The organism is Hwanghaeella sp. (assembly GCF_965227365.1).
Lineage (GTDB): Bacteria > Pseudomonadota > Alphaproteobacteria > UBA8366 > Aestuariispiraceae > Hwanghaeella.
In genome coordinates this window covers 3,989,059-4,012,434 of the sequence record NZ_OZ245754.1, presented here as the reverse complement: position 1 = coordinate 4,012,434, position 23,376 = coordinate 3,989,059, and the positions used below count along the sequence as shown (strand labels likewise).

The window sequence follows — 23,376 nt, the reverse complement described above, 5'->3', positions numbered from 1 at the left end:
GACAGAACGAGGGGTCGATATGCAGGAGAATGTTCAGGCCGCCGTCGCGGCATTAAAGAACGCGTCGGGGTTCGAGGGAGTAACGGAAGAGAACTGTTCCGTGACCCGACTGGGTGGCCTGACGAACCTTGTGCATCTTGTCGATACCGGCGCAGATCGCGTCATTGTTCGCATTCCAGGTGACGGTACGGAAGAGTATATCGACCGGAAGGTGGAACTGACCAACGCGAAAGCCGCCTGGAAGGCCGGTGTCTCGGCGGAAGTGCTTTGGGCTGATCCGACGTCGGGCGTCATGATCACAAGGGCGATCGACGATATCGTGACGATGACGCCCGCCCTCTTTTCCGAAAGGCCGGGTTCGCCGGAACGCGCCGGCAAGGCACTCGCGAAGCTCCACAATTCCGGGGAGAGTTTCGATTTCCGATTTGAGCTCTTTTCCATGATCGAGGATTATCTGAAAATCCTTTCCACCAAGGATGTCGCCCTGCCGGATGGATACCACGATATCGTCAAGGCCGCCGACCCGGTGAAGGGGGCGCTGCAAGCCAACCCGGCCCCGCTAGCCCCTTGCCATTGCGATCCATTATGCGAGAACTTCCTGGATGACGGCGAGGTCATGTGGATCGTCGACTGGGAGTATTCGGGCATGAACGACCCGCTGTGGGATCTGGGCGATCTTTCCGTCGAGGCCGGCATGAACGATACAGAGGAAGCGGAACTACTGCGCGGCTATTTCGGCCGCGAGCCGACAGCGGACGAGAAGGGCAGGGTCGTGATCTACAAGGCCATGTGCGACCTGCTTTGGACCCTATGGGGATTGATCCAATTCGCTGACGGCAATCCGGCGGAAGACTTCTGGGCCTATGCTACCGGTCGCTTCGACCGCTGCAAGGCGTTGATGCAGGATCCGGCGTTTGCCGGACATGTCGCCGCCGTAAAGGCGGGCTGACACGGCCTGCCGTCCCCTAGCGTTGCAGGTGGGGCAACATCGCCGCGTGCAGTTCGGGGGTGGCGGCCGCGATCACATGACCTTCGGATTTCATGTCCAATCGATTGCCGTCCCAATCGGTCATGATGCCGCCCGCTGCTTCGATCAGTCCGATCAACGGCAGATAGTCATAAGGTTGAAGGCCGAAGTCCACACAGATATCGATCTGTCCGCTCGCCACCAGGGCATGGGGATAGCAATCATAGGCGGCGCGCCGCGTGCCGCCGACATTCCATATGCGCTCGAACAGTTCGGGATGACTGCGCCGGATGCCGTCCGGTTCGTTGATATAGATCGAGGCCTCGCCGAGATCGGTCGTCTTGCGAGTCTGGATCGGAGTACCGTTCAAGGTCGCGCCCTGCCCTGGGATGCCGATGAAGGTTTCGTTCAGGGCCGGCATCCGAACCAGGCCAAGCTTTGGCGTGCCGCCGTCCAGGAAGCCCATCAACATGCCGAACAATGGATATCCCGTGATAAAGGATCGGGTTCCGTCTATGGGGTCGACAATCCAGGTTTCGCCGTCGAGAGAACCGGAGATGCCGTATTCCTCGCCAAGAATGCCGTGGTCGGGAAAGGCCTCGGCCAGGGCCTTCCGGATAAAGGCTTCCGTTTCCCGGTCCGCGATCGTCACGGGGCTTTCATCCGCCTTCGCATCGACCTCGAAAGCCGCCCGGAAATAGGACATCGGAACGGCACTGGCTTGTTCGGCGATGCGGATGGCCGCATCCCGGATTTGATCGATCGGCGTGGGCATTACGACTCCTGGGAAACCACTTGTACGTCCATATTCCATTGCTTGGCAGCGGTGCAAATATCTTGTGGCGGGCGCTGGTCGCACACCAATACATCCACCAGGGAGGGGTCGCCCACCGTAATCGGCGCCTCGCGGCCGAATTTACTCGAATCCGCGGCGACAATCCGTGTCGATGCCTGTCCCATGATGAGACGCGAGAATTGGGCTTCCTCCAGATCGAACAGCATGAAGCCGTTGGCTGCGGTTATCCCGGCCGCGGACAGAATGGCATAGTCGGTGCTGAAATTCGCGGCGAAAGCCATGGCGTCCGCCCCGAAGGCGCCGCCGTCGTGGCTGCGTAACTCCCCGCCTGCCATGAATACCCGGTTTTCGTTCCGGGTCGCCAGTCGGTAAGCCACATAGACCGAGTTCGTGACGACCAGAAGGCGTTTATGGTCGCGCAGTGCATCCGCGATATGGGCGGTCGTGCTGCCGATGTCGAGGAACAGGGAGGTGCCGTCGGCGATCATCCCCGCAACGTGCTGCGCGATCCGCCGTTTGGCATCCGGGTTTTCCCGGTAACGCTGATGGAAATCCACCTCCTCCTCGAGGCGGATCAGGCGCACGCCGCCATGCGTCTTTTCGACCAACCCATCCGTGACCAGCGCCTTCACATTCCTGCGCACGGTTTCCTCGGTAACCTGAAGGGCCTGGGCGATGGCATGAACGCGCATCGACCCGCCGGACCGGCGCAACTGGTCCAGGATCTCGTTTTGTCGATGGTTCGAACGCGGTTCCAATGTTTTTCTCCATCCTTGGGCGTGCTGTGTGGAGGAGGAAATTTTTGTTTACATATCAGCATTGGTATTAGGGCATCAAATCCCCCAAAAAGCCACATAAAACTATCAAAATGCCAATTTATCCGTTGCGTTTTGTGGGTTTTTCCAAGACATTTATGGTCAGCGCGCAGGTCAGGTCACTCGCGGCTTGAGATAGACGCGTGAAACCGCAGCAGCTCGGAGGCTGAATATGAAACCAATGAAGTCTGTTCTTGCAGGGGTACTGACTGCCTTTGTCTCGACCGGCGCCTTCGCGGGCGTCGAATCGCAGGATCCGATCAAGATCACCACCCATGACTGGACCGGTCAGATCGTCACGACAACCATCATGGGCGAGGTGTTGAAGAAGGCCGGATACAACATTGAATACGTTCAGGCGGATTACATCGCCCAGTTCGCGGGCCTGAAGACCGGCGATCTGCATGTCGCCATGGAAATTTGGGAAACCACCGGCCGCGACGCCATGGACGAAGCCTTCGCCACCGGCAAGGTCGTGAATATGGGTGAGACCGGTATGGAAGCCATCGAGGAGTGGTGGTACCCGGCCTATATGGAAGAGGTCTGCCCGGGCCTGCCGGACTGGAAGGCGCTGAACGATTGCGCGCAGGAATTCTCCACGCCGGAAACGGAACCGTTGGGCCGTTACCTCGGTGGGCCCGTGACCTGGGGTGGTTACGACGATGAGCGCGTCGAAGCCCTCGGCATGGATTTCGAAGTCGTCCATGCGGGTACCGATGCGGCGCTCTTCGCCGAGCTCGAATCCGCTTATCAGCGCAAGGCACCGATCGTCCTGTGGCTGTACTCGCCGCATTGGGCGCCGGCCAAGTACAAGGGCAGCTTCGTGCAGTTCCCGCCCTATACGCCCGAGTGCTACAATGACCCCGCCTGGGGCAGCAATCCCGACTCCGCCTATGATTGCGGCAAGCCGACGGGCCCGATCTGGAAGGTCGCCTGGGAAGGTGTTGAGAAGAAATGGCCGGGCGCCGCCAAAGCGATCAAGGCGTTCAAGGTCAGCAATGCGGACATGGGTGACATGGTCGGCAAAGTCGATCTCGACGGCGCGAAGATTGAGGACGTTGTCGCCGAGTGGATGAAAGCAAACGAAGCCGAGTGGTCCTCCTGGATCAAATAAGGGCCTTAATCCAATAAGGCCAAATATCCTCGGTTAGGGGTAAAAATGAGACCCCTGCGGGACCCCACGGAGGCGCCGAATTAGGCGCCTCCGCCTGCCTCAAACGGTTATTATGAACCGCTGGCGCATTCAAACCACGCTACGAGACCGCAATGGAACGTCCCGTAAAACTCGACTGCCGCGGTGTTTGGAAGATTTATGGTCCGGACCCGGACGGCTTCCTGAAACGTCACAACGGCGCGCCCTCGGCCCATGATCTCACCGAGGCTCGGATGACCGGTGCGGTCCGGGACGCCAATGTCGAAATCCGGGAAGGCGAAATCTTCGTCATCATGGGGCTGTCCGGATCGGGCAAGTCGACGCTCGTTCGCTGCCTGTCGCGGCTGATCGAGCCTACTGCCGGCGAGATCCGTTTCGAAGGGCGGGACCTTCTCTCCATGACGGAAAAGGAACTGATTGAGGTTCGCCGCAAGAAGATGGGGATGGTGTTTCAGCACTTCGCCCTGTTGCCGCATCTCACCGTTCTGCAAAACGCCGCATTTCCTTTGGAAGTTCAAGGTGTCGACAAGAAGACGCGCGAGGAGCGCGCGCGCCAGATGATCGAAATCGTCGGTCTGGCCGGCCGCGAAGACCATTTTCCCCGTCAACTGTCCGGCGGACAGCAGCAACGTGTCGGTATTGCACGCTCGCTCGTCGCCGACCCCGACCTTTGGTTCCTGGACGAGCCGTTTTCCGCGCTGGACCCTTTGATCCGCCGGGAAATGCAGGACGAGTTCATGCGCCTGCAGGCGATGCTGCACAAGACGATCGTCTTTATCACGCACGATTTCGACGAAGCGATCCGACTGGCTGATAGGATCGCGGTAATGAAGGACGGCGTGATCGAACAGGTCGCGACTCCGGAGGAACTGGTCCTCCACCCCGCAACGTCCTATGTCGAGGACTTTACCCAGCATATTCCCAGGGCGAAGGTCGTCAAACTGCGCTCTGTCATGTCGCATGGCGTCCCCGAAGGCGAATACGCCGGTGAGCTGCCGGGCAACGTCACCGTTGCCGACGCGGTCGACCAGGTCGAAGCGGCGCCGAAACCGTTCAAGGTGCTGGACGATGACGGTGTTCCCGTGGGAACGATCAACGGACGCACGGTCGTCGATGTCATGATCGGCCGACGCACCTGATGAGCGGGATCCTGTCACGTCTGACGCGCGGGCCGGCCCTTTTCTGGTTCGGGCTTCTCGGTGTTACCTGGGCACTCTCGACGTGGTCGTTCGATCTGTACAAGGCGTTGGACGCGCGCTGGATCATTCGCTTTCCCAAAAAATACGAATTGCCGCTGGATAAGTGGATATCGGACGCCATGTCCTGGTTGGTGGAGGATGCGAGTTTCGGTCTTTTCACCTTCCGTGATTTGACCCGCTTCATCTCCGCGTTGCTGGAAGCGCCCTACGACATCGTCCGGTCCCTGTTGATCGAGGGGTTCGCCGTTGGGCAGGGGCAGCAGGCGGTCCAGGTCGCGCCGTCCCTGAGTTGGATCGCGGTGGTCGGGATCATCCTGGCCCTCGCCTATCATGCCCGTCGACGGAACCTCGTCCTGGTAGCCGGCCTTTGTTTCATCTATCTGGCGATGTTCGGGCAATGGGACAGTGCCATGGTGACGCTGGCATCGGTCCTGATCGCGGTGCCTATCGGGGTGGCGGGCGGTCTTGCGCTGGGTATCTTCGCCTATCGCGTGCCCCTGGCGGAGCGGATGATGCGGCCGGTCCTGGATCTCATGCAGACGGTGCCGGTCTTCGCCTATCTGGTTCCGATCCTGTTCCTGTTCGGGTTCGGCCCGGTGTCGGCCCTGGTGGCAACGGTGATCTACGCTATGCCCCCCATGGTGCGCGTATCGACGGTCGCGCTGCAGACCGTGCCGCTGGAACTGATAGAAGCAGGCCGCATGGTTGGCTGCACGCGGCGGCAACTGATGTGGAAAGTGCTGATCCCGACCGCGAAACCGTCGCTTATGGTTGGGGTCAACCAAGTCATCATGCTGACGCTGAACATGGTCATCATCGCTTCCATGATCGGGGCCGGCGGCTTGGGCTATGACGTTCTGACCGCGCTGCGCCGGCTTGATATCGGCGGTGGCGTCGAGGCCGGCCTGGCCATCGTTGTCATGGCGATTGCGTTGGATCGGTTGAGCCAGGCCTTTGCGGTACGGCGTTTCGATGCCCCGCGAAGCCGGTCCCTGCCGTTCCACAGAAGGCGTCCATTGCTGACGGGAGTTTTGATCCTGTCGGCGGCGACGACCCTCGCCGGATTGTATGTTCCGGCTTTCCAGGTCTATCCGGAAGACTACACGATCACCACCGGACCGTTCTGGACCGCGGCGATCGAGTGGATCAACGTCAATTTCTTCGACACGCTGGAATTCATAAAGACCCAGCTTCTTACCTTCCTGCTGGTTCCGATCAAGAAGTTCTTTGGCGGTATTCCATGGGTCTGGGGCATCATCGTCATCGGGCTTGCCGCCGGCCGCGTCGGCGGATGGAAACTGGGGCTGCTTGCCGCCGCACTGACCTTGTTCGTTGCCGCATCGGGGCTTTGGGGTAAGGCGATGACGACCGTCTACCTCTGTGCGACCTCGGTCCTGATCGCCAGCATCATCGGCATCCCGCTCGGCATCTGGGCGGGGCAAAGCGCCCGGGCGAATTCGGTCATCGGCGCCTTTATCGATACGCTTCAGACCCTGCCCAGCTTCGTCTACCTGATTCCGGTCGTCATGCTGTTCCGGGTGGGCGATTTCTCCGCGATGATCGCCGTTGTTCTCTACGCCCTTGCGCCGGCGGTTCGATATGCGGCCCATGGCATCAGGTCGATCGACGTGGAACTGATCGAGGCCGGAAAGGTCTTCGGCTGTACCGAACGGCAAATCCTGTGGCGGATCAAATTGCCGTTGGCGGCCCCGTCCCTGCTGCTCGGCCTCAACCAGACCATCATGCTGGCGATTTCCATGCTGGTGATCACCGCGCTGGTCGGGACACGGGACCTGGGGCAGGAGGTCTATATCGCGCTGACCAAGGCGAATACGGGGCAGGGCATCGTGGCCGGTCTCGCCGTTGCCTTCATCGCGATCATCGCGGACAGGATCGTCACCGCACTGGCCAGAACCTCGCAGGAAAGGTTGGGATTGAAATGACCGCTATCGACCAGGCGATCACCAGGGCTTGTTCCTTACCGTGCTGGACGGATCCGCAGGATGCGGAACCGCTGGGTGGAGGCATCACCAACATCAACATCACCCTGTCCGATCAGGGGAAGAAATATGTCGTCCGATTGGGGCAGGACATTCCGGAGCACAGTGTGCTTCGGTTCAACGAACTGGCGATCAGCCGCGCGGCGGAGGCCGCCGGTATCTCGCCGCGGATCCACTATTCGGAACCGGGGGCACTGGTCCTCGAATACGTCGAGTCGCGCGCGATGGTGGAAGAAGACCTGCATGATCACCAGACACTGATATCGGTCGCAAAGCTTATCCGGGACGTCCATACCAATGTAACGGACATCGTCCGCGGCCCGATCGTCACATTCTGGGTCTTCCACGTGGTTCGCGATTATGCGGCCTTCCTGAAGGAGAACGGGTCAGTCCATATTCCGAAACTGCAAGCGTTGCTCGACGAAGCTTCGGCGCTGGAACGTTCGGTCGGAAAGATCGATCTCGTGCTCGGCCATAATGACCTTCTGCCGGCCAATATCCTGCAGGCCGAGGACCGACTTTGGCTGGTCGACTGGGAGTATGGCGGCTTCAATTCGCCGCTCTTCGATTTGGGCGGCGTCGCGACCAATTGCAGCCTTCCGGAAGAAGCCGAACACCTGCTGCTGAAGACCTATTTCGGCGCCGACCCGGACCCGGCTCTGTTGCGGAGTTACAACGCGATGAAATGCGGGTCGCTGCTGCGCGAAACCATGTGGAGCATGGTGTCGGAGATCACCTCCGAAATCGATTTCGATTACGGCGCCTATACCGCCGAAAACCTCTCCCGTTACGAACGGGCAATAACGAACATCTTTCCCCAAAGAGGCCTAAAATGAGCGATTTCCCGAAATCAGCGCAAGCCGTCATCGTTGGCGGCGGTATCGTCGGCTGCTCGACCGCCTATCACCTAGCGAAACTCGGCTGGGACGTGGTCCTGCTGGAACGCAAGAAGCTGACCTCCGGGACGACCTTCCATGCGGCAGGTCTTGTCGGTCAGTTGCGGTCCAGTGCGAATATCACGCAGCTTCTTGGTTATTCCGTCGACCTTTACAATACATTGGAAAAGGAAACGGGTCAGGCGACCGGTTGGAAGATGAATGGCGGCCTTCGTCTTGCCTGCAACCAAGAACGCTGGACCGAAGTGAAGCGCCAGGCGACGACGGCGCATTCCTTCGGTCTCGATATGCAGCTCCTGACCCCGCAGGAAGCGTTCGATCTGTGGCCCCTGATGAATATCGACGATCTGGTCGGCGCAGCTTTCCTGCCGACGGACGGCCAGGCGAACCCGTCCGACATCACGAATTCCTTGGCCAAGGGCGCGCGTATGGCGGGCGCCAGGCTTTTCGAGGATACGAAAGTTCTGTCGGTCGACATCGACAAGGGCGTGATCAAAGGCGTCGAGACGGAAAAGGGTCGGATCGAAACACCTGTTGTCATCGCCTGCTGCGGACAATGGACCAGGGCGTTTGCGAAGTCGGTCGGGGTGAACGTGCCGCTTGCCTCCATGGAGCACCAATACATGGTGACCGAGAGGATCGAGGGCGTTCCCTCCAACCTGCCAACGCTGCGCGATCCGGACCGGCTGACCTACTACAAGGAGGAAGTCGGCGGCCTGGTCATGGGCGGTTACGAACCCAATCCGAAGCCCTGGGCGGTCGATGGCATTCCGCAAGGATTCCACTATACGCTGCTGGACAGTGACTTCGACCATTTCGAACAGCTGATGGAATTGTCGCTGGGTCGGGTGCCGGCGTTGGAAACGGCGGGCATCAAGGAATTGGTGAACGGGCCGGAAAGTTTCACGCCCGACGGCAATTTCATTCTGGGTGAAGCGCCGGAATTGAAGAACTTCTTCGTTGGCGCCGGGTTCAATGCTTATGGCATCGCCGCCGGCGGCGGGGCCGGAATGGCGCTTGCCGAATGGGTTGCGAAAGGCGAGCCGCCCTTCGATCTCTGGCCCGTCGACATTCGACGTTTTGGTCGTCCGCATTTCGACACCGACTGGGTCCGTACCCGTACGATCGAGGCCTATGGCAAGCATTACACCATGGCTTGGCCGTCCGAGGAACACGACAGCGGCCGACCGTGCCGGAAATCCCCGCTATACGACGTCCTAAAGGCCGACGGTGCGGTCTTCGGCGAGAAGCTCGGCTGGGAGCGTCCGAACTGGTACGCGGACCTTGCCGCCGGTGAGACGGCGAAGGATATCTACACCTTCGAACGGCCGAACTGGCACGCGCCCGTGGGCCGCGAGCACAAGGCCGCACGGGAAGCGGCCGTCCTCTTCGACCAGACATCCTTCGCGAAATTCTGCCTCAAGGGACCGGATGCAGAGGCCGCGCTGAGCTGGATCGCGTCCAACGATGTCGCCAAGCCGGTCGGTTCGTTGATCTATACCCAGATGCTGAACGATCATGGCGGCATCGAATGCGACCTGACCTGTGTGCGCGTGGCGGAGGATGAATACTACATCGTCACCGGCACCGGTTTCGCGACCCATGATTTCAACTGGATTTCCCGGAACATTCCCAAAGGCATGAATGCCCAGTTGGTGGATGTGACGTCGGCCTATTCCGTCCTGTCCCTGATGGGGCCTAAGGCGCGGGACATACTGCAGGAAGTCACGCGCGACGATGTTTCCAACGACGCGTTCAAATTCGGTACCGCGCGGACCATAGGTATTGCCGGGTGCCCGGTTCATGCCCTGCGCGTCACCTATGTCGGCGAGTTGGGTTGGGAGCTCCACCTGCCGGTAGAATATGCGACCACGGTCTACAACGCTCTGCACAAGGCCGGCGCCGCGCATGGATTGCGAAATGCAGGATACCGCGCGATCGAAACGTTGCGCCTCGAAAAGGGCTACCGGGCCTGGGGGTCGGATATCGGACCCGACTACACGCCGGACGAAGCCGGGCTGGGCTGGGCTGTAAAGTTGAAAAAGAACATCGATTTCAAGGGGCGTTCGGCGGTCGAGGCCCAACGGTCGGGCGGGGTCAAGAAAATGCTGGCCACTTTCGTCGCCGATGGCGATGTCATCCTGTCAGGCCGCGAAACGATCTATCGCAATGGCGAAAGAGTGGGATATCTTTCTTCCGCCGGTTATGGGCACACGCTTGGAAAGTCCATCGGGATGGGGTATGTGCGCAACAAGGACGGGGTTACCAGGGACTATGTCAAAGATGGCGCCTACGAGCTTGAAGTAGCAACGGTACGCGTCCCCTGCAGCGTCAGTCTCGCCCCGCTTTATGACCCTAGGATGGAGCGTGTGAAGGTTTAAGGACCCGCCGGTCCGTCTGCCTTTCCTATGGGTTCGGTTTCTTTCTCAGGAACAGATAACAATGGCCACTCTCAAATGCATATCTCCGATTGACGGTTCCATCGTTGCGGAACGTCCGATACTGACCCCGCCGGAGGCGAAGGAAATCGCATCCCGTGCAAAGGCCGCGCAGAATGCCTGGGCCGCGAGGCCCCTGTCCGAACGCGTCGCCCTTGTTGCCAAAGGGGTCGAGAATGTCGGTGCGATGAACGACGACATCGTCCCCGAACTGGCGAAACAAATGGGGCGGCCGGTCCGCTATGGCGGTGAGTTCGGCGGGTTCAATGAACGCGCCACCTACATGGCAAGCATTGCGGATCAGGCCCTTGCCCCAATCGAGGTTGAGGATAGCGACGCGTTCAAACGGTATATTACGCGTGAACCGGTCGGCGTGGTGCTGGTCGTGGCGCCTTGGAACTACCCGTATATGACGGCGATCAACACGGTCGCGCCGGCGCTGATCGCGGGGAATTCGGTTCTGCTGAAACATGCGACCCAGACCATGTTGGTTGGAGAGCGGATGGCAAAGGCGTTCCATGACGCCGGCGTGCCCGAGGACGTCTTCATCAACGTATTCCTGGATCATCAGACGACCACGGATCTGATCGCGGCAAAGTCCTTCGGCTTTGTCAATTTCACCGGTTCGGTCGGCGGCGGCCGCGCCATTGAACGTGCGGCGGCGGGTACCTTTACCGGCGTCGGACTGGAACTGGGCGGCAAGGATCCCGGTTATGTCATGGAGGATGCCGACCTGGACGCCGCGGTCGATACATTGATCGACGGGGCGATGTTCAATTCCGGTCAGTGCTGCTGCGGAATCGAACGGATCTATGTTGCGGAAAGCCTGTTCGATGCATTTGTCGACAAGGCGGTCTCGATCGTCAGCGCCTATAAGCTGGGTGATCCGCTCGACCCGGAAACCACACTCGGCCCGATGGCGCAGACGCGTTTCGCGGACGAAGTCCGGGCACAGACGGCGGAAGCCGTCGCCATGGGGGCGAAACCGCTGATCGACCCAACTCTCTTTCCGCAAGATGACGGTGCCTATCTGATGCCTCAAATTCTGGTGAATGTGACGCACGACATGCGCGTGATGCGGGATGAGAGCTTCGGTCCGGTGGTCGGCATCATGCCGGTAAAGGACGACGCCGAAGCGATCCGTCTGATGAATGATAGCGACTTCGGGTTGACGGCATCCTTGTGGACCGCCGATCTGGAACGCGCCGAGGCTATCGGTCGGCAGATCGAAACCGGCACCGTCTTCATGAACCGGGCGGATTATCTCGACCCGGCCCTGTGCTGGACCGGATGCAAGGATACCGGCCGCGGCGGGGGGCTGTCGGTCATCGGGTTCCACAATCTGACCCGGCCGAAATCGTTCCATCTGAAAAAGCGGAAATAGAACGCCGTCCAACCAGCGGATGCCATGCATTCGCTGGAACGACGATTTCAGATGATTTCGTCTTCGTCGAAGAGCGGGTCGGCCTCGAGATGGGCGGCGATATCTTCAAGCGCGGCTTCAGCGGTGGTTTCGGACCGTACCGAGGCGAGGTGGAAGATCGCGTCGCCTTCATTGACGATCGGCAGCACGGTTCGGCCGATGATCAGCCCGTTCGATGGGGAGCGAATTTCCAGTTCTACCTCGCCGAATGGGTCGGAAATGGCGGCCAGAAGTTCGTTCTTCTTGACGATATCGCCTTCGCGCCGGAATGATCGCAACAGTCCGCCGGCCTGCGCGCGAATCCATCGGCTCGACGAACAGATTTGGGAAGCCGCTTTCGGTTTCGTTATTCCCTTGGTCGAAATCATACCCATCTCGTTCAGCACCCTGAGGATACCGGCGACACCGGCGCGAACCGCGAACTCGTCGAACCGCAACCCTTCGCCGGCTTCATAGAGCAGGACATTGACGCCCTTCTCAGCCGCCGCGGCTCTGAGGGACCCTTCACGGATCGGGGAGGTGAGGACGACCGGTGCGCCGAACCGGCGGCCTAGGCGAAGGAGTTCCGGATTCTTGGGGGAAACACGGATTTGCGGCAGGTTTGTCCGGTGAATCGCGGCGGAATGCAGATCGAAACCCAGTTCGCATCGCTCGACGACCTCCGTCAGAAACAGGTTGGCCAGCCGGGCGGCAAGCGATCCCTTGTTGCTGCCTGGAAAGCTGCGGTTCAGGTCCCGACGATCGGGGAGGTATCGGGAATGATTGATGAACCCGAAGGTATTCACGATCGGAACGACCATAAGGGTACCGCGCAGCGTTTGCAGGTTGCGTGTCCGCAGCAACCGCCGAACGATTTCAACACCGATAATCTCGTCGCCATGGACGCTCGAACTGACAAAAACCGTCGGGCCGTTGCGGCGGCCGTGAATGACATGCACGGACATCGTCACCGGGGTGTGGTCGGACAGGACGGACACCGGCAAATCGACGGTCTTGCGCTGTCCGGCCTGAACGAGTTCCTCTCCGATTTGAAATGCCGCGCGCGGTGCCATCAGCCTTTTCCTCGGGTCTTGGTCGATCCGGGTTTAGCATGCTTCGCGATATAGTCGATGATCTTGCCGGCTATATCGATGCCGGTCGCCTTCTCGACCCCCTCCAGTCCCGGTGAGGAATTCACTTCCATGACGACGGGGCCGTGATTGGCGCGCAGCATGTCGACCCCGCACACATTGAGGCCCATCGCCTTGGCGGCACGAACCGCCGTGGAGCGTTCTTCCGGGCTGATCTTGATCGGTCTGGCCGAACCGCCGCGATGGAGGTTGGACCGAAATTCCCCTTCGGCGCCGGACCGCTGCATTGCGGCTACGACTTTGCCGCCGACGACCAGGGCGCGGATATCGGTGCCGCCCGACTCCTTGATGAATTCCTGGACCAGGATGTTCACGCCGGCGCCGCGAAAGGCTTCGATGACGGATTTCGCCGAACGGTCCGTGTCGGCCAGAACGACGCCGATACCTTGTGTGCCCTCAAGCAGTTTGATGACGAGCGGCGCGCCGCCGGCCAGCTTCAAGACTTCTTCCGTCTGCTTCGGGTCATGGGCGAAGGTCGTGACCGGCAGGCCGATCCCGTCGCGTGCCAGAAGCTGCATGGAACGTAGTTTGTCACGGCTGCGCCCGATGCCGACACTTTCGTTCAAGGGATACACGCCCATCATTTCGAACTGACGTAAAACCGCCAAACCATAGAAGGTGACGGAGGCGCCGATGCGCGGAATGACCGCGTCATACAGGGGCAGTTTTTCGCCGTTGTAGTAAACCTCCGGGCGGCGCGACGCGATGTTCATGTAACAGCGAAGCGTGTTGATGATGTCCAGCTCATGCCCCCGCTCTTCGGCAGCCTCTTTCAGGCGCTGATGCGAATACAGGTTGGGGTTTCTGGCAAGCATTGCGATTTTCATGATCGCCTCCGTGAGGTTTCATAGTCATCTGATTTCGATGTCAGATAGGATTTTCCGCAGTCGACCAGCAGGCCGTGGCCACGAATCGCGGTGCGTCCGAGGATGATCGGATGCCGCATTTCCTGCCGATCGGCGAGGGACAGATCGATCCTCCAGCGCCGGCCGGCCAGGACCAGTTTCGTCCGGACGATCGTGCGCAGTTCCGGAACACCGCCGGTGTTCCGGATCGACCGCTCATCCTTGATCGGCAATCTGACGGTTTTCGGTTCCGCGCCGGGAAAGGCGGATATTTCAAACTCCGCCCAAGCGGCCCCGTCGAAGGTGATATGCCGAATGTTTTCCGCATGCAGGGCGGATGTCCGGGCCCCGGTATCGATCTTCGCATGGATCTTTTCCAGGCCAAGTTCGGGCAGACCGGCGTATTCCCGCCAACCGATCACCATGGTGCGAGCGCGGTGATCCTGCTTCAGCTTTTCCAGCGTGTTCTGTTTCATAACAGCATCGGCATCATTAAACTGGCGAGGCTGAGCACCAGGAAAAATCCAGCCATATCGGTAATCGTGGTCAGAAGCGGTCCGCTGGCCGCAGCCGGGTCCTGACCGAAGCGTTTCAGGGCAAGCGGCACGACACCGCCAATGGAAACCGCGATCAATGTATTCAGCGCAAGAGCGGTGCCAATTACCACGCCGAGCCAGGGGTTGCCCTTCCAAACCCAGGCGACGATCCCGATCAGAATTCCCAGCGCAATGCCGTTGATGGCACCGACGGAGGCTTCCTTTAGCCATACGCGCATGGCGTCTGCGGGACGGACCAGGCCCAATGACAATTCGCGCATCGTGACCCCGACCGCCTGGTTGCCGGAACATCCGCTCATGTCCGAAACCATGGGCAGGAAGACCGCGATGGCGATAACGGCCGCCAAGGTCTCTTCATAGGCCGAAATGACGCTCGCGGCGATGATGTTCAAAATGATGTTTGCCGAAAGCCAAGCCAAACGCCGGCGGGTGCGAATGGCGACCGGCATGGACCGCAATTCGTCTCCAACGACCCCCTGCCGTTTCAGGTTCTCACTCTCGGATCGCTCGAGCAGGGCGGCGTCGATCGCCGCCCGGGAGACGACGCCGACAAGTTTGCCGTCTGATTCAACCACGGGAAGGCCCAGAAAGGGATACAGGTCGAAGATATCCTGCATCTCATCCAAGGGTGTATTCACCGATACCGTGATCGGCGGAACCATGATCGATGTCAGCTTCTCGCTGCGTTTGGCCGTCAGAAGCGCGCGCAAGGAAACCACGCCAATCGGTCGGCCTTCCGTGTCGACGATATAAGGATGCTGGCCGCGGTAGCGTTCGAAATCCGTTTCGTCCGAGGCAAGTCCACGAAGGACGGCGCCCACCGTGGAGTTCTCTGGAAACGAAAATGCTTCGGCGACCATCAGACCGCCGGCGGTCTCGTCCTCGTATTCCGCCAGACGTCTGACGTCGGCAGCGTCCTCTTCGTCGAGTTCCGCGAGGATCGCTTCGGCGTCTTCTTCGTCGAGATCCCCGATCAGGTCGGCCTGAAGATCGGAATCGAGTTCGTCGATGATTTCGGCGGCCTTTACCGCATCGAGGCGTTCGACCAGTTCGGTTGCGACGGCATGCGGGGCCTCTTCGACAAGCGCTGCCGCGAAGTCCGCGGAAATCATGGACAGCACGGAATCCCGCTCTTCCGCCGTGAGGTTCAGCAGAAGCCTCAACGCCTCGCTCAACGGCAATGGATCGAGCAACGCCTCGAGCGCTACCGCATCGCCGGCCTCCAGGGCCTGTTCCAAACGTCCCATCTCATCGATTTCGACGTCCGGGCCGTTGGTCTCTTCGGGCTGTGTCATCTCGTCACCGTTTCTTGGAAGAGCGGCCTTTACATGGGTTATAAAAAATTGTCTATAGATAAAAAATATTTGCTGAGGGAAAAATGACTGACTACGACGCATCTGCCGACCGGCTCGCCGAGTTGTATTCGAAAGCATTCGGGGGAAAGGCGTCGGGCCGATACCGGATCCCGGCGAAACTTGTGCGCCAATTGATGGGACAGCGACGGGTCTATGCCGACGACATAGAGTTGTTGAGGCGTGCGCTATACGAGCGTGGCTATGTGTTGATCGATTTGGATACGTATTTCGCCGTCGTTAGCATCAGCACATTCACGAACTACCGCAGGGCCAACGCGGACTGTATCGAGTAAGGCCAAAGCCGGCCAATCGCCGCCTCACGAACAACGCTTTCCGGTTCCTGGAGGTCACAAGATGTGAGGCTGGCCTGCTGTTGTCGGCGTGACGTCAGCTCGGCAAGTCGGCGACAACCGGTCCGTCGTCAGGCAACGGGGGCGAGTGGCCATGAGTTGTTGTGCTAAACGGAAGCCGGTCGCGTCCTTAAACGCCTTGACGGCGCTCGAAAATTTATATGAAAATTCATATAGTGACGAAGAAACGTTACATCACAGTGCTTGGAAGCACAGAAGAGAAAAATTGGGGCGCTTGAATAGGGGCGTTTTCTCAAGAGGGAGGTTCAATTGAAAAAACTAGTGTCGGTTACGGCCGCCGGCTTTCTTGCCGCGGCTGCTTTCGCAAACTCGGCTTCTGCTGAGGAAGTCACCCTGTCGGCAGTCAGCGCCTTCGCCGAAGGCACGAATTTCTCGAGCAAATTCGAATCTTTTATCGAGCGCGTGAACGCGACCGGGAAAGGCGTGGTGCAGATCGACTACAAGGGCGGCGGCGGCAAGGTCATGAACCCGTTCCAATTGGGGGACGCCATTCGTTCCGGCGTCGTTCAGATCGGCAACCTGCCGGGCGCATTTTATACGAAACTGGTACCCGAGATCGATGCCGCGAAACTGTCGGCCTATACGATCACCGAGGAACGGGCCAACGGTGCCTGGGAATTCATGAACCAGCTGCATAAGGACAAGATGAATGCCTATCATCTTGCCCGGCAGAAGGATTGCGTGCCGTTCCACCTCTATCTGACCAAACCCATCGACAACGCGGATTTGACCGGTCTGAAAATCAGGGTCACGCCGATCTACCGGGCTTTCTTTGCGTCCATGGGGGCGACGAATATTCAGACCAAGCCGGGCGATGTCTACACCGCCCTGGAGCGTGGCACCGTCGATGGATACGGCTGGCCGAGCCAAGGTGTATTCGATCTCGGTTGGGCCGAGGTCACGAAGTACCGGGTGGATCCGCCCTTCTATCGCGCCTCCGTCGAATTCCTGGTGAATTTGGATGCCTGGAACAAACTGGGCGATGCGCAGAAGAAGGTCCTTCAAGACGCTGCGACAGAGGTTGAGCAAACCTGTGCCGACGACATGGCGCAATCCGCCGAAGAACTGGCACGGCAGGAAGCGGCGGGGATCGAGGTTATCAGCTTCGCCGGTGCGGATGGGGAGGCCTATCTCAGCAAGGCTTATGAATCCGGTTGGGACGAATTCGTCAAAAACAATCCGGAAAACGGCCCAAAGATCCGGGAACTTCTCAGCAAGTAACAGATGCGATTTCGGGCCGGTCCGCTTTGGCGCGGGCCGGCCCGCCTGTTCGCGGAACATCGGTGCGTCATGCTTTCTCGGCTATATGACAATTTCCTGTCGCTGCTCGGCCTCAGCGGCGGCTTCGCTTTCGGCGCAATGGCCTTGATGGTCGGGGCGGACGTCGTTCTGCGCAATCTCGGTCTGCCAAGCATGCCGTGGCTGCTGGAAGTCGTGGAATACGCGCTGTTCATCGTCACGTTTCTGGTCGCGCCCGCCGTATTGCATCAAGGGGCGCATGTGCGCGTTGACGTTCTTGTGGCGAACCTGCCGGCGGGCGCCGCCCGGATCATGAACATGTTGGCGGATTTGGTCGGGCTGGTCTCCACGGCTACGTTGTGTTGGTACGGGTGGCGGGTGACGGAAGCCGCCTATGTCCGGGAAGAGCTGATCTTCAAGGAACTCGTCATTCCGGAATGGTGGTTGTTGATGTTCGTGCCCTTGGGGAGCGCGTTGCTTGCGGTTGAGTTTGCCCGCCGACTTGCGATGCCCGCATCGGTCCCGGACGATCAATCCGCCGGCTTGAAGGATGGGCTCTAAGCCATGTTATGGGGCGCCGCACTCGCATTGTTGCTAGGGACCCTGGTGTTGCTGATGGCGCTCGGGGTGCCTGTCGCCATTGGGTTCCTCGTGGTCAATCTTCTCGGCGGAATGGTTTTCCTCGGCGGGGAAGCGGGGCTTGATCAGGTTGCGCGCAATACCATGGCGGCGTTGTCCAATTTCTCCCTGGCGCCGATCCCGCTTTTCCTACTGATGGGTGAAATTCTTTTCCATACCGGGGTGGCCTTCAAGGCGATCGAAGCGATCGACAAATTGATCGCCCGGGTCCCGGGGCGGCTTTCCCTGGTCGCGGTCGTCGGGGGCGTTGTCTTTTCGTCTCTTTCCGGGTCGACCATCGCGAACACGGCGGTGCTGGGAAGCGCCTTGCTGCCCGATATGCTGAAGCGCGGATATCATCCCACCATCGCCATGGGGCCGATCATGGCTACGGGGTCGATCGCCATGTTGATCCCGCCTTCCGCGCTTGCTGTGTTGCTCGGCTCGCTCGCGGGAATTTCGATTTCTAAATTGCTGATTGCCGGCGTGATTCCCGGAATTCTGATGGGGGCGGTATTCACGCTTTATATTCTGGGCCGTTGCCTGATCAATCCCCGTGTCGCGCCGGCCTATGATGTGGAACTGCCGCCGCTGCGCGAGCGCATAATGCCCGTGCTTGTCTATGTCCTGCCCTTGCTCTCGATTTTCGTTGTCGTGGTCGGCAGTATTCTCGCCGGATGGGCGACCCCGACGGAATCCGCGGCCTTGGGTAGTTGCGCGGCGTTCGTTGCCTGCGTTCTCTATGGCCGTATGACCTGGCAAGCCTTGTCCAAGGCATTGCGCGAAACCGCCAAGATCGCGGTGATGATTTTGTTCATTATCGGGGCCTCGCTCGCCTTTGCACAGATTCTTGCGTTTTCCGGGGCGTCCAATGGCCTGCTGCGTTGGATCGACGGCTTCGGCATGACGCCGTTCGCCATGCTCCTCGCCATGTTGCTGGTCCTTCTCTTCCTCGGTTGTTTCATGGACCAGGTCAGCATGATCCTGATCACATTGCCCTTCTTCATCCCGCTTGCGCAGGGGTTCGGGTTCGATCTGATCTGGTTCGGCGTGTTGATGCTGGTGGTGATGGAAATCAGTTTCACGACGCCGCCCTTCGGCCTGCTGATCTATGTCATGAAAGGGGTGGCGCCGCCGTCGATCACGATCGGCGACGTATATCGCGCAACCTATCCCTTCATCGTCCTCGAACTGCTGGTGCTGGCGATGATCGTCCTCCTCCCGGAAATCGCCGTGTGGCTTCCGGAACAGATGTCGCGATAGGGGGCGGGAATGTCCGACCGGAAAAACAAAAAACAGATTGAGGATGACTGGGCCGATTTCGGGCCGGATGACCTCAAGCCGGGTGAGATGGCGCCTGGCCTCAGTCTGGATGGGTTCCTGCCCTATCTCCTGAACAGGATCGTAAATCGCTTGAACAGCGACCTGACGGCGGATTTGAAGACGGTCGGGGTGCCCTTGCCCTTCTATCGGGTCCTGGCGGTGCTTGCGGCTGGGCGGGGAACGACGGTGAACGAATTGTCGGTCTATACGATCACGGGTCAATCGACGCTCAGCAAGGCGCTCGACCGGATGGAAGCCGCGGGTCTCGTGCGGCGGGAAACCTCGGAAGAGGACGGCAGGGTGGTGAATATCACGATGACGGACAAGGGCTGGGAAACCTACCGGCTCGCCCTGCCCATCGCGTTACGCCATTACGACCGGGCCGTGGCCGACCTGGGGGAGGTTGGCAAAGGGCGCATGCTAAAGGGGCTGCGTCAGATTTTGGATACGGTCCGGGCATCGAGTTTCCCCTAAGGCTTGAGAAGAAAAGACGGACAACGGAACGGAAGCACCACGTCATGGCCGAAAGATCCTTTAAGCGGGAAGTTCAGCAATTGCGGATCGGCGCCGGGGAAACCTTCACCGGCGAAGGGATTTTGGCAATCACGAAGGCGCTTCTGGAATGCGGCGTCGGCTATGTCGGGGGATATCAGGGCGCGCCGATCAGTCATTTGATGGATGTCCTGTCCGACGCGGAAGAACTGATGTCGGAATTGGGTGTCCGGTTCGAAGCAAACGCGTCCGAGGCCGCGGCGGTGGCCATGCTGGCGGCGTCGGTTCACTATCCGATCCGCGGGGCCGTGACCTTCAAGGGCGTCGTCGGCGTGAATGTCGGATCCGACGCGCTATCGAATCTGTCGTCCTCCGGCGTCAATGGCGGGGCCCTCATCATCGTCGGGGAGGATTACGGCGAAGGGTCCTCGATCATGCAGGAACGCAGTCATGCCTTCGCGATGAAATCGCAGTTCTGGCTGCTCGATCCGCGACCCAATCTGCCGTCCATCGTCAAGGCGGTACGCGACGGCTTCGAGTTGAGCGAGGCGACGAACACGCCGGTCATGCTCATGGTCCGCATTCGGTCCTGCCACGTCACGGGCAGTTTCGAAGCACGGGACAATCAGCGTCCGCCCCTGACCGTGGGGGATGCCTTGGCCAATCCCCGCCGCGACTTCAATCGGGTCGTCCTGCCGCCGATGTCCTACGTGCAGGAACAGGACAAGATCAATCAGCGTTGGCCGGCGGCGCAGTCTTATATCCAAAAGGAAGGATTGAATGAACGCTTCGGTCCGGCGGCGGGTGAGGTGGGGATCATCGTCCAGGGCGGAATGTATAACGGGCTTATCCGCGCCCTGCAGCGACTGGGCCTTGCCGACATCCACGGTGAGACGGAGGTGCCGGTCTATGTCCTGAACGTAACCTACCCTTTGGTGCCTGACGAAGTGGAAGACTTCTGCAAGGGGAAGAAGTCGGTTCTGGTGGTGGAGGAGGGGCAGCCCGATTTCATCGAGCAGGGATTGGCGGCGGTTCTGTATCGCGCGGGCATGCAGACCAAATTGCATGGCAAGGATGTCCTGCCCATGGCGGGCGAATATACCGGGCAGGTCATGCTGGACGGCGTGACGGCTTTTCTGAAAACCGCCGCCCCGGCGCTGCTGCCCGGCCAGGTCCGGGCGCCGAACGCGCCGCTGTCCCAGATCCCTGATCTGTCGAAGACGGTGCCGATCCGGCCGCCGGGCTTCTGCACCGGCTGTCCGGAACGTCCGATTTTCGCCGCCATGAAACTGGTCGAGCAGGATCTGGGCGCGCATCAGATAACCGGCGATATCGGCTGTCACCTCTTTGCGAGCCTGCCGCCCTTCGAAATAGGCGGCTCGACCATGGGATATGGCTTGGGCCCGGCATCGAACGCCGCCTTCGACGGCGGCGGAGAAAAACGCGCGATTTCCATCATCGGGGATGGCGGCTTCTGGCATAACGGGCTCAGTTCCTCGATCGGCAATATGGTTTTCAACAAATCCGACAGCGTCGCGGTGGTCGTGGACAATTATTATTCCGCCGCGACCGGCGGTCAGGACGTGTTGTCCTCCAGGGCATCGAACCCGACCAAGGCGACACAGCATCCGATCGCGGACGCGATCCGGGGGGTCGGCGTCAAATGGGTGCGGCAGATCGATCGAACCTATGACGTGTCACGGGTGCGGGACGTGCTCCGCGAAGCGCTGACCACGGACGAGAAGGGGCCGAAGGTCATCGTCGCGTCCTCGGAATGCATGTTGAACCGGCAACGGCGGGAAAAGCCGGAACGCGCCAGGGCCATCGAGAGCGGCCGAAGGGTCGAAGCCCCGCGCTTTGGTGTCGACGAGGATATCTGCACTGGGGATCATGCTTGCATGCGCCTGTCGGGCTGCCCCTCTCTGTCCCTTAAACAATTGGACGATCCACTGCGGGACGATCCGGTCGCCAGCATCGACGAAAGCTGCGTCGGCTGTGGGAATTGCGGTGAGGTGGCCGACGCGGCCGTACTCTGTCCAAGCTTCTACCGGGCGGATCTGGTTCATAATCCAGGGGGCTTGGAAAAGTGGTGGGCGGGTGTTTCCGCCCGCGTGACCGGCTGGCTGCAGAAAAGACGTGAGTCGCGGCGATTGAATTTTGCGGAGCAGCGGCCATGACGGAACAAGCGATTTTGACACCGAAGGTGCCGGATCCGCGTCTGGATGGAATCATCAAGCTGGCGATCATGGCCGTCGGCGGGCAGGGCGGCGGCGTTCTGACGGGCTGGATCGAGGCATTGGCGCGCGGGCAGGGCTATGCCTGTCAGGCGACGTCGGTCGCCGGGGTCGCGCAACGGACCGGTGCCACAATCTATTACATCGAAATGGCGCCGAAGGATGAAGCGGCGCCGGATAACAAAGCGCCGATATTCTCACTGGCGCCCGCGGCCGGGGATGTCGACATCCTCATCGCCGCTGAGATGATGGAGGCGGGTCGCGCCATCATGCGCGGCTTCGTGACGCCCGATCGTACCACGTTGATCGCGTCCACCCATAGGGCTCTGGCGGTTTCGGAAAAGACCGTCCCTGGCGATGGCATTGCCTCGGCTGCGGAAGTGCGCGCGGCGGCGGAAACCGCCGCAACCAGGTTTATCCAGGGCGATATGGAAAAGCTGGCCCGGGAAAACGGATCTGTCATTTCGGCATCCCTGTTCGGGGCCTTGGCCAGGGCCGGTGTTCTGCCCTTCTCGCGACAGGCGTTCGAAGACGCGATCCGGGCATCGGGCAAGGGAGTCGAGGCCAGTCTGCGGGCCTTTGGCGCCGGGTATGACGCGGTGGCGACGAAGGAACCTGTCGATGCTGCGTCCCAGACCCGAGAGTCCCAACTGGCCGATCCGTCAGGCCCGTCTGATCTGCTCGCGCGGTGGAACGCATTGCAGGCGCGCGTCGATGCCATGCCGGCGCCGGTGGCCGAATATGCGCGTCTCGGCCTGCGCAAGGTTGTCGACTTCCAGGACCTCGACTATGGCGATGAATATATCGGCCGGGTGGAACCAATCCTGGCCGATGACCATGCGGACCGCGACTGGCTGTTTTCCCGCGAAGCGGCGAAATACATCGCCAATGCCATGGCCTATGACGATGTGATCCGGGTCGCAGACCTGAAGACCCGCTCCGCCCGCTTTGCCCGCATCCACGGGGAAATGAAGGCGGAGCAAAATAAGCTTCTGCATTTGACGGAGTTCATGCATCCGCGGGCGGAAGAGATTGTCGGCATGTTGCCGGCCGGTTTGGGCCGGAGACTATCCGCAAGCGCGGGCTGGATGCGACTGATCGACCGATGCTTCAACCGCGGCAGACGTGTCCGCACGGACCGGCTGGCTGGGTTTCTAATTCTGTATTTTCTGGGGGGGCGGCGCAATTGGCGCCGGCGCACGCTGCGCCATGCCGAGGAACAGTCACATCTTGAGCATTGGCTTGGAAAGTGCCGCGCAAATTTGCAGACGGACTACGATCTCGCGGTCGAACTCCTGCGATGCCGACGCCTGATCAAGGGCTATTCCGACACCCATGCGCGCGGGCATTCGAAATTCGACCGCGTACTGCAAGGGGCGGATCTGGTGGCGGGAAGGCAGGACGCCGCCGACTGGGTACGCCGCCTGCGCGAAGCGGCCCTAGCGGACGAAAAAGGCGAAGCCCTAGACGGCGCCTTGGCGACAATCCGCAGCTTTACTTGAATCCCCGCCAATGCGGCACGGGA

20 protein-coding genes are annotated in these 23,376 nt (G+C 60.1%); 14 read left to right on the top strand and 6 right to left on the bottom strand.

Annotated features, from left to right (window positions below; translation table 11 throughout):
- Positions 1 to 19 precede the first annotated feature (19 nt).
- Positions 20 to 949, top strand: a complete 930-nt coding sequence (locus ACQK2G_RS18395) for a phosphotransferase (RefSeq protein WP_425406493.1) — start codon at positions 20 to 22, stop codon at positions 947 to 949.
- Positions 950 to 965: 16 nt separating this feature from the next.
- On the opposite strand, the gene ACQK2G_RS18390 is transcribed toward ACQK2G_RS18395, so the two are convergent.
- Both ACQK2G_RS18390 and ACQK2G_RS18385 read right to left on the bottom strand, forming a co-directional pair.
- On the bottom strand, positions 966 to 1,742 hold the full coding sequence (locus ACQK2G_RS18390; RefSeq protein WP_425406492.1) for an inositol monophosphatase family protein: 777 nt from the start codon (positions 1,740 to 1,742) through the stop codon (positions 966 to 968).
- Positions 1,742 to 2,521, bottom strand: coding sequence for a DeoR/GlpR family DNA-binding transcription regulator (locus ACQK2G_RS18385; RefSeq protein ID WP_425406491.1), 780 nt, complete (start codon positions 2,519 to 2,521; stop codon positions 1,742 to 1,744). The genes ACQK2G_RS18390 and ACQK2G_RS18385 overlap by 1 nt, the downstream gene beginning before the upstream one ends.
- A 229-nt stretch (positions 2,522 to 2,750) precedes the next feature.
- On the opposite strand from ACQK2G_RS18385, the gene ACQK2G_RS18380 reads away from it, so the two are divergent.
- From ACQK2G_RS18380 to ACQK2G_RS18355, 6 genes are all read left to right on the top strand, one after another.
- Entirely contained in the window at positions 2,751 to 3,692 is a 942-nt protein-coding gene (locus tag ACQK2G_RS18380) for an ABC transporter substrate-binding protein (RefSeq protein ID WP_425406490.1), read from the top strand.
- Positions 3,693 to 3,844: 152 nt separating this feature from the next.
- A complete protein-coding gene (locus tag ACQK2G_RS18375) occupies positions 3,845 to 4,870 on the top strand; it encodes a quaternary amine ABC transporter ATP-binding protein (RefSeq protein WP_425406489.1) in 1,026 nt (341 codons plus the stop codon).
- A complete protein-coding gene (locus ACQK2G_RS18370; protein ID WP_425406488.1) occupies positions 4,870 to 6,873 on the top strand; it encodes an ABC transporter permease in 2,004 nt (667 codons plus the stop codon). The genes ACQK2G_RS18375 and ACQK2G_RS18370 overlap by 1 nt, the downstream gene beginning before the upstream one ends.
- On the top strand, positions 6,870 to 7,766 hold the full coding sequence (locus ACQK2G_RS18365) for a phosphotransferase (RefSeq protein WP_425406487.1): 897 nt from the start codon (positions 6,870 to 6,872) through the stop codon (positions 7,764 to 7,766). Before ACQK2G_RS18370 ends, ACQK2G_RS18365 begins: the two co-directional genes overlap by 4 nt.
- A complete protein-coding gene (locus ACQK2G_RS18360; protein ID WP_425406486.1) occupies positions 7,763 to 10,207 on the top strand; it encodes a GcvT family protein in 2,445 nt (814 codons plus the stop codon). Before ACQK2G_RS18365 ends, ACQK2G_RS18360 begins: the two co-directional genes overlap by 4 nt.
- A 61-nt stretch (positions 10,208 to 10,268) precedes the next feature.
- The gene (locus ACQK2G_RS18355) at positions 10,269 to 11,648 is read left to right on the top strand and encodes an aldehyde dehydrogenase family protein (RefSeq protein ID WP_425406485.1); all 1,380 of its coding nucleotides are present in this window, start codon (positions 10,269 to 10,271) and stop codon (positions 11,646 to 11,648) included.
- 47 nt (positions 11,649 to 11,695) lie between these two features.
- Here ACQK2G_RS18355 and ACQK2G_RS18350 read toward each other — a convergent pair whose 3' ends face one another.
- Genes ACQK2G_RS18350 through mgtE form a run of 4 tightly spaced genes read right to left on the bottom strand, consistent with a single transcriptional unit; the run spans position 11,696 to position 15,514 of the window.
- Positions 11,696 to 12,739 carry a succinylglutamate desuccinylase/aspartoacylase family protein gene (locus tag ACQK2G_RS18350; protein WP_425406484.1) on the bottom strand — a complete coding sequence of 348 codons (1,044 nt, stop codon included), beginning with the start codon at positions 12,737 to 12,739 and terminating at the stop codon, positions 11,696 to 11,698.
- Positions 12,739 to 13,644, bottom strand: coding sequence for a 30S ribosomal protein S6--L-glutamate ligase (rimK, locus tag ACQK2G_RS18345; protein ID WP_425406483.1), 906 nt, complete (start codon positions 13,642 to 13,644; stop codon positions 12,739 to 12,741). Before rimK ends, ACQK2G_RS18350 begins: the two co-directional genes overlap by 1 nt.
- Positions 13,641 to 14,138, bottom strand: coding sequence for an ATP-dependent zinc protease (locus ACQK2G_RS18340; RefSeq protein WP_425406482.1), 498 nt, complete (start codon positions 14,136 to 14,138; stop codon positions 13,641 to 13,643). Before ACQK2G_RS18340 ends, rimK begins: the two co-directional genes overlap by 4 nt.
- On the bottom strand, positions 14,135 to 15,514 hold the full coding sequence (gene mgtE, locus ACQK2G_RS18335) for a magnesium transporter (protein WP_425406481.1): 1,380 nt from the start codon (positions 15,512 to 15,514) through the stop codon (positions 14,135 to 14,137). Before mgtE ends, ACQK2G_RS18340 begins: the two co-directional genes overlap by 4 nt.
- Positions 15,515 to 15,597: 83 nt before the next feature.
- Here mgtE and ACQK2G_RS18330 point away from each other — a divergent pair, with 83 nt between their 5' ends.
- The 7 genes from ACQK2G_RS18330 to ACQK2G_RS18300 all read left to right on the top strand — a co-directional run bounded on the left by ACQK2G_RS18330 (position 15,598) and on the right by ACQK2G_RS18300 (position 23,353).
- Positions 15,598 to 15,867 (top strand): hypothetical protein, encoded by a 270-nt coding sequence (locus tag ACQK2G_RS18330; protein WP_425406480.1) that lies wholly within the window; start codon positions 15,598 to 15,600, stop codon positions 15,865 to 15,867.
- A gap of 327 nt (positions 15,868 to 16,194) precedes the next feature.
- Positions 16,195 to 17,166: a TRAP transporter substrate-binding protein DctP gene (gene dctP / locus ACQK2G_RS18325; protein ID WP_425406479.1), complete on the top strand. Its 972-nt coding sequence runs from the start codon at positions 16,195 to 16,197 to the stop codon at positions 17,164 to 17,166.
- 69 nt (positions 17,167 to 17,235) lie between these two features.
- Positions 17,236 to 17,745, top strand: coding sequence for a TRAP transporter small permease (locus ACQK2G_RS18320; RefSeq protein WP_425406478.1), 510 nt, complete (start codon positions 17,236 to 17,238; stop codon positions 17,743 to 17,745).
- 3 nt (positions 17,746 to 17,748) lie between these two features.
- Positions 17,749 to 19,065 (top strand): TRAP transporter large permease, encoded by a 1,317-nt coding sequence (locus ACQK2G_RS18315; RefSeq protein WP_425406477.1) that lies wholly within the window; start codon positions 17,749 to 17,751, stop codon positions 19,063 to 19,065.
- Between the two features lie 9 nt (positions 19,066 to 19,074).
- Positions 19,075 to 19,599 (top strand): MarR family winged helix-turn-helix transcriptional regulator, encoded by a 525-nt coding sequence (locus tag ACQK2G_RS18310; RefSeq protein ID WP_425406476.1) that lies wholly within the window; start codon positions 19,075 to 19,077, stop codon positions 19,597 to 19,599.
- A gap of 44 nt (positions 19,600 to 19,643) precedes the next feature.
- Positions 19,644 to 21,794: a thiamine pyrophosphate-dependent enzyme gene (locus tag ACQK2G_RS18305; RefSeq protein WP_425406475.1), complete on the top strand. Its 2,151-nt coding sequence runs from the start codon at positions 19,644 to 19,646 to the stop codon at positions 21,792 to 21,794.
- Positions 21,791 to 23,353: an indolepyruvate oxidoreductase subunit beta family protein gene (locus ACQK2G_RS18300; RefSeq protein ID WP_425406474.1), complete on the top strand. Its 1,563-nt coding sequence runs from the start codon at positions 21,791 to 21,793 to the stop codon at positions 23,351 to 23,353. The genes ACQK2G_RS18305 and ACQK2G_RS18300 overlap by 4 nt, the downstream gene beginning before the upstream one ends.
- The last annotated feature ends 23 nt before the right edge of the window (positions 23,354 to 23,376 follow it).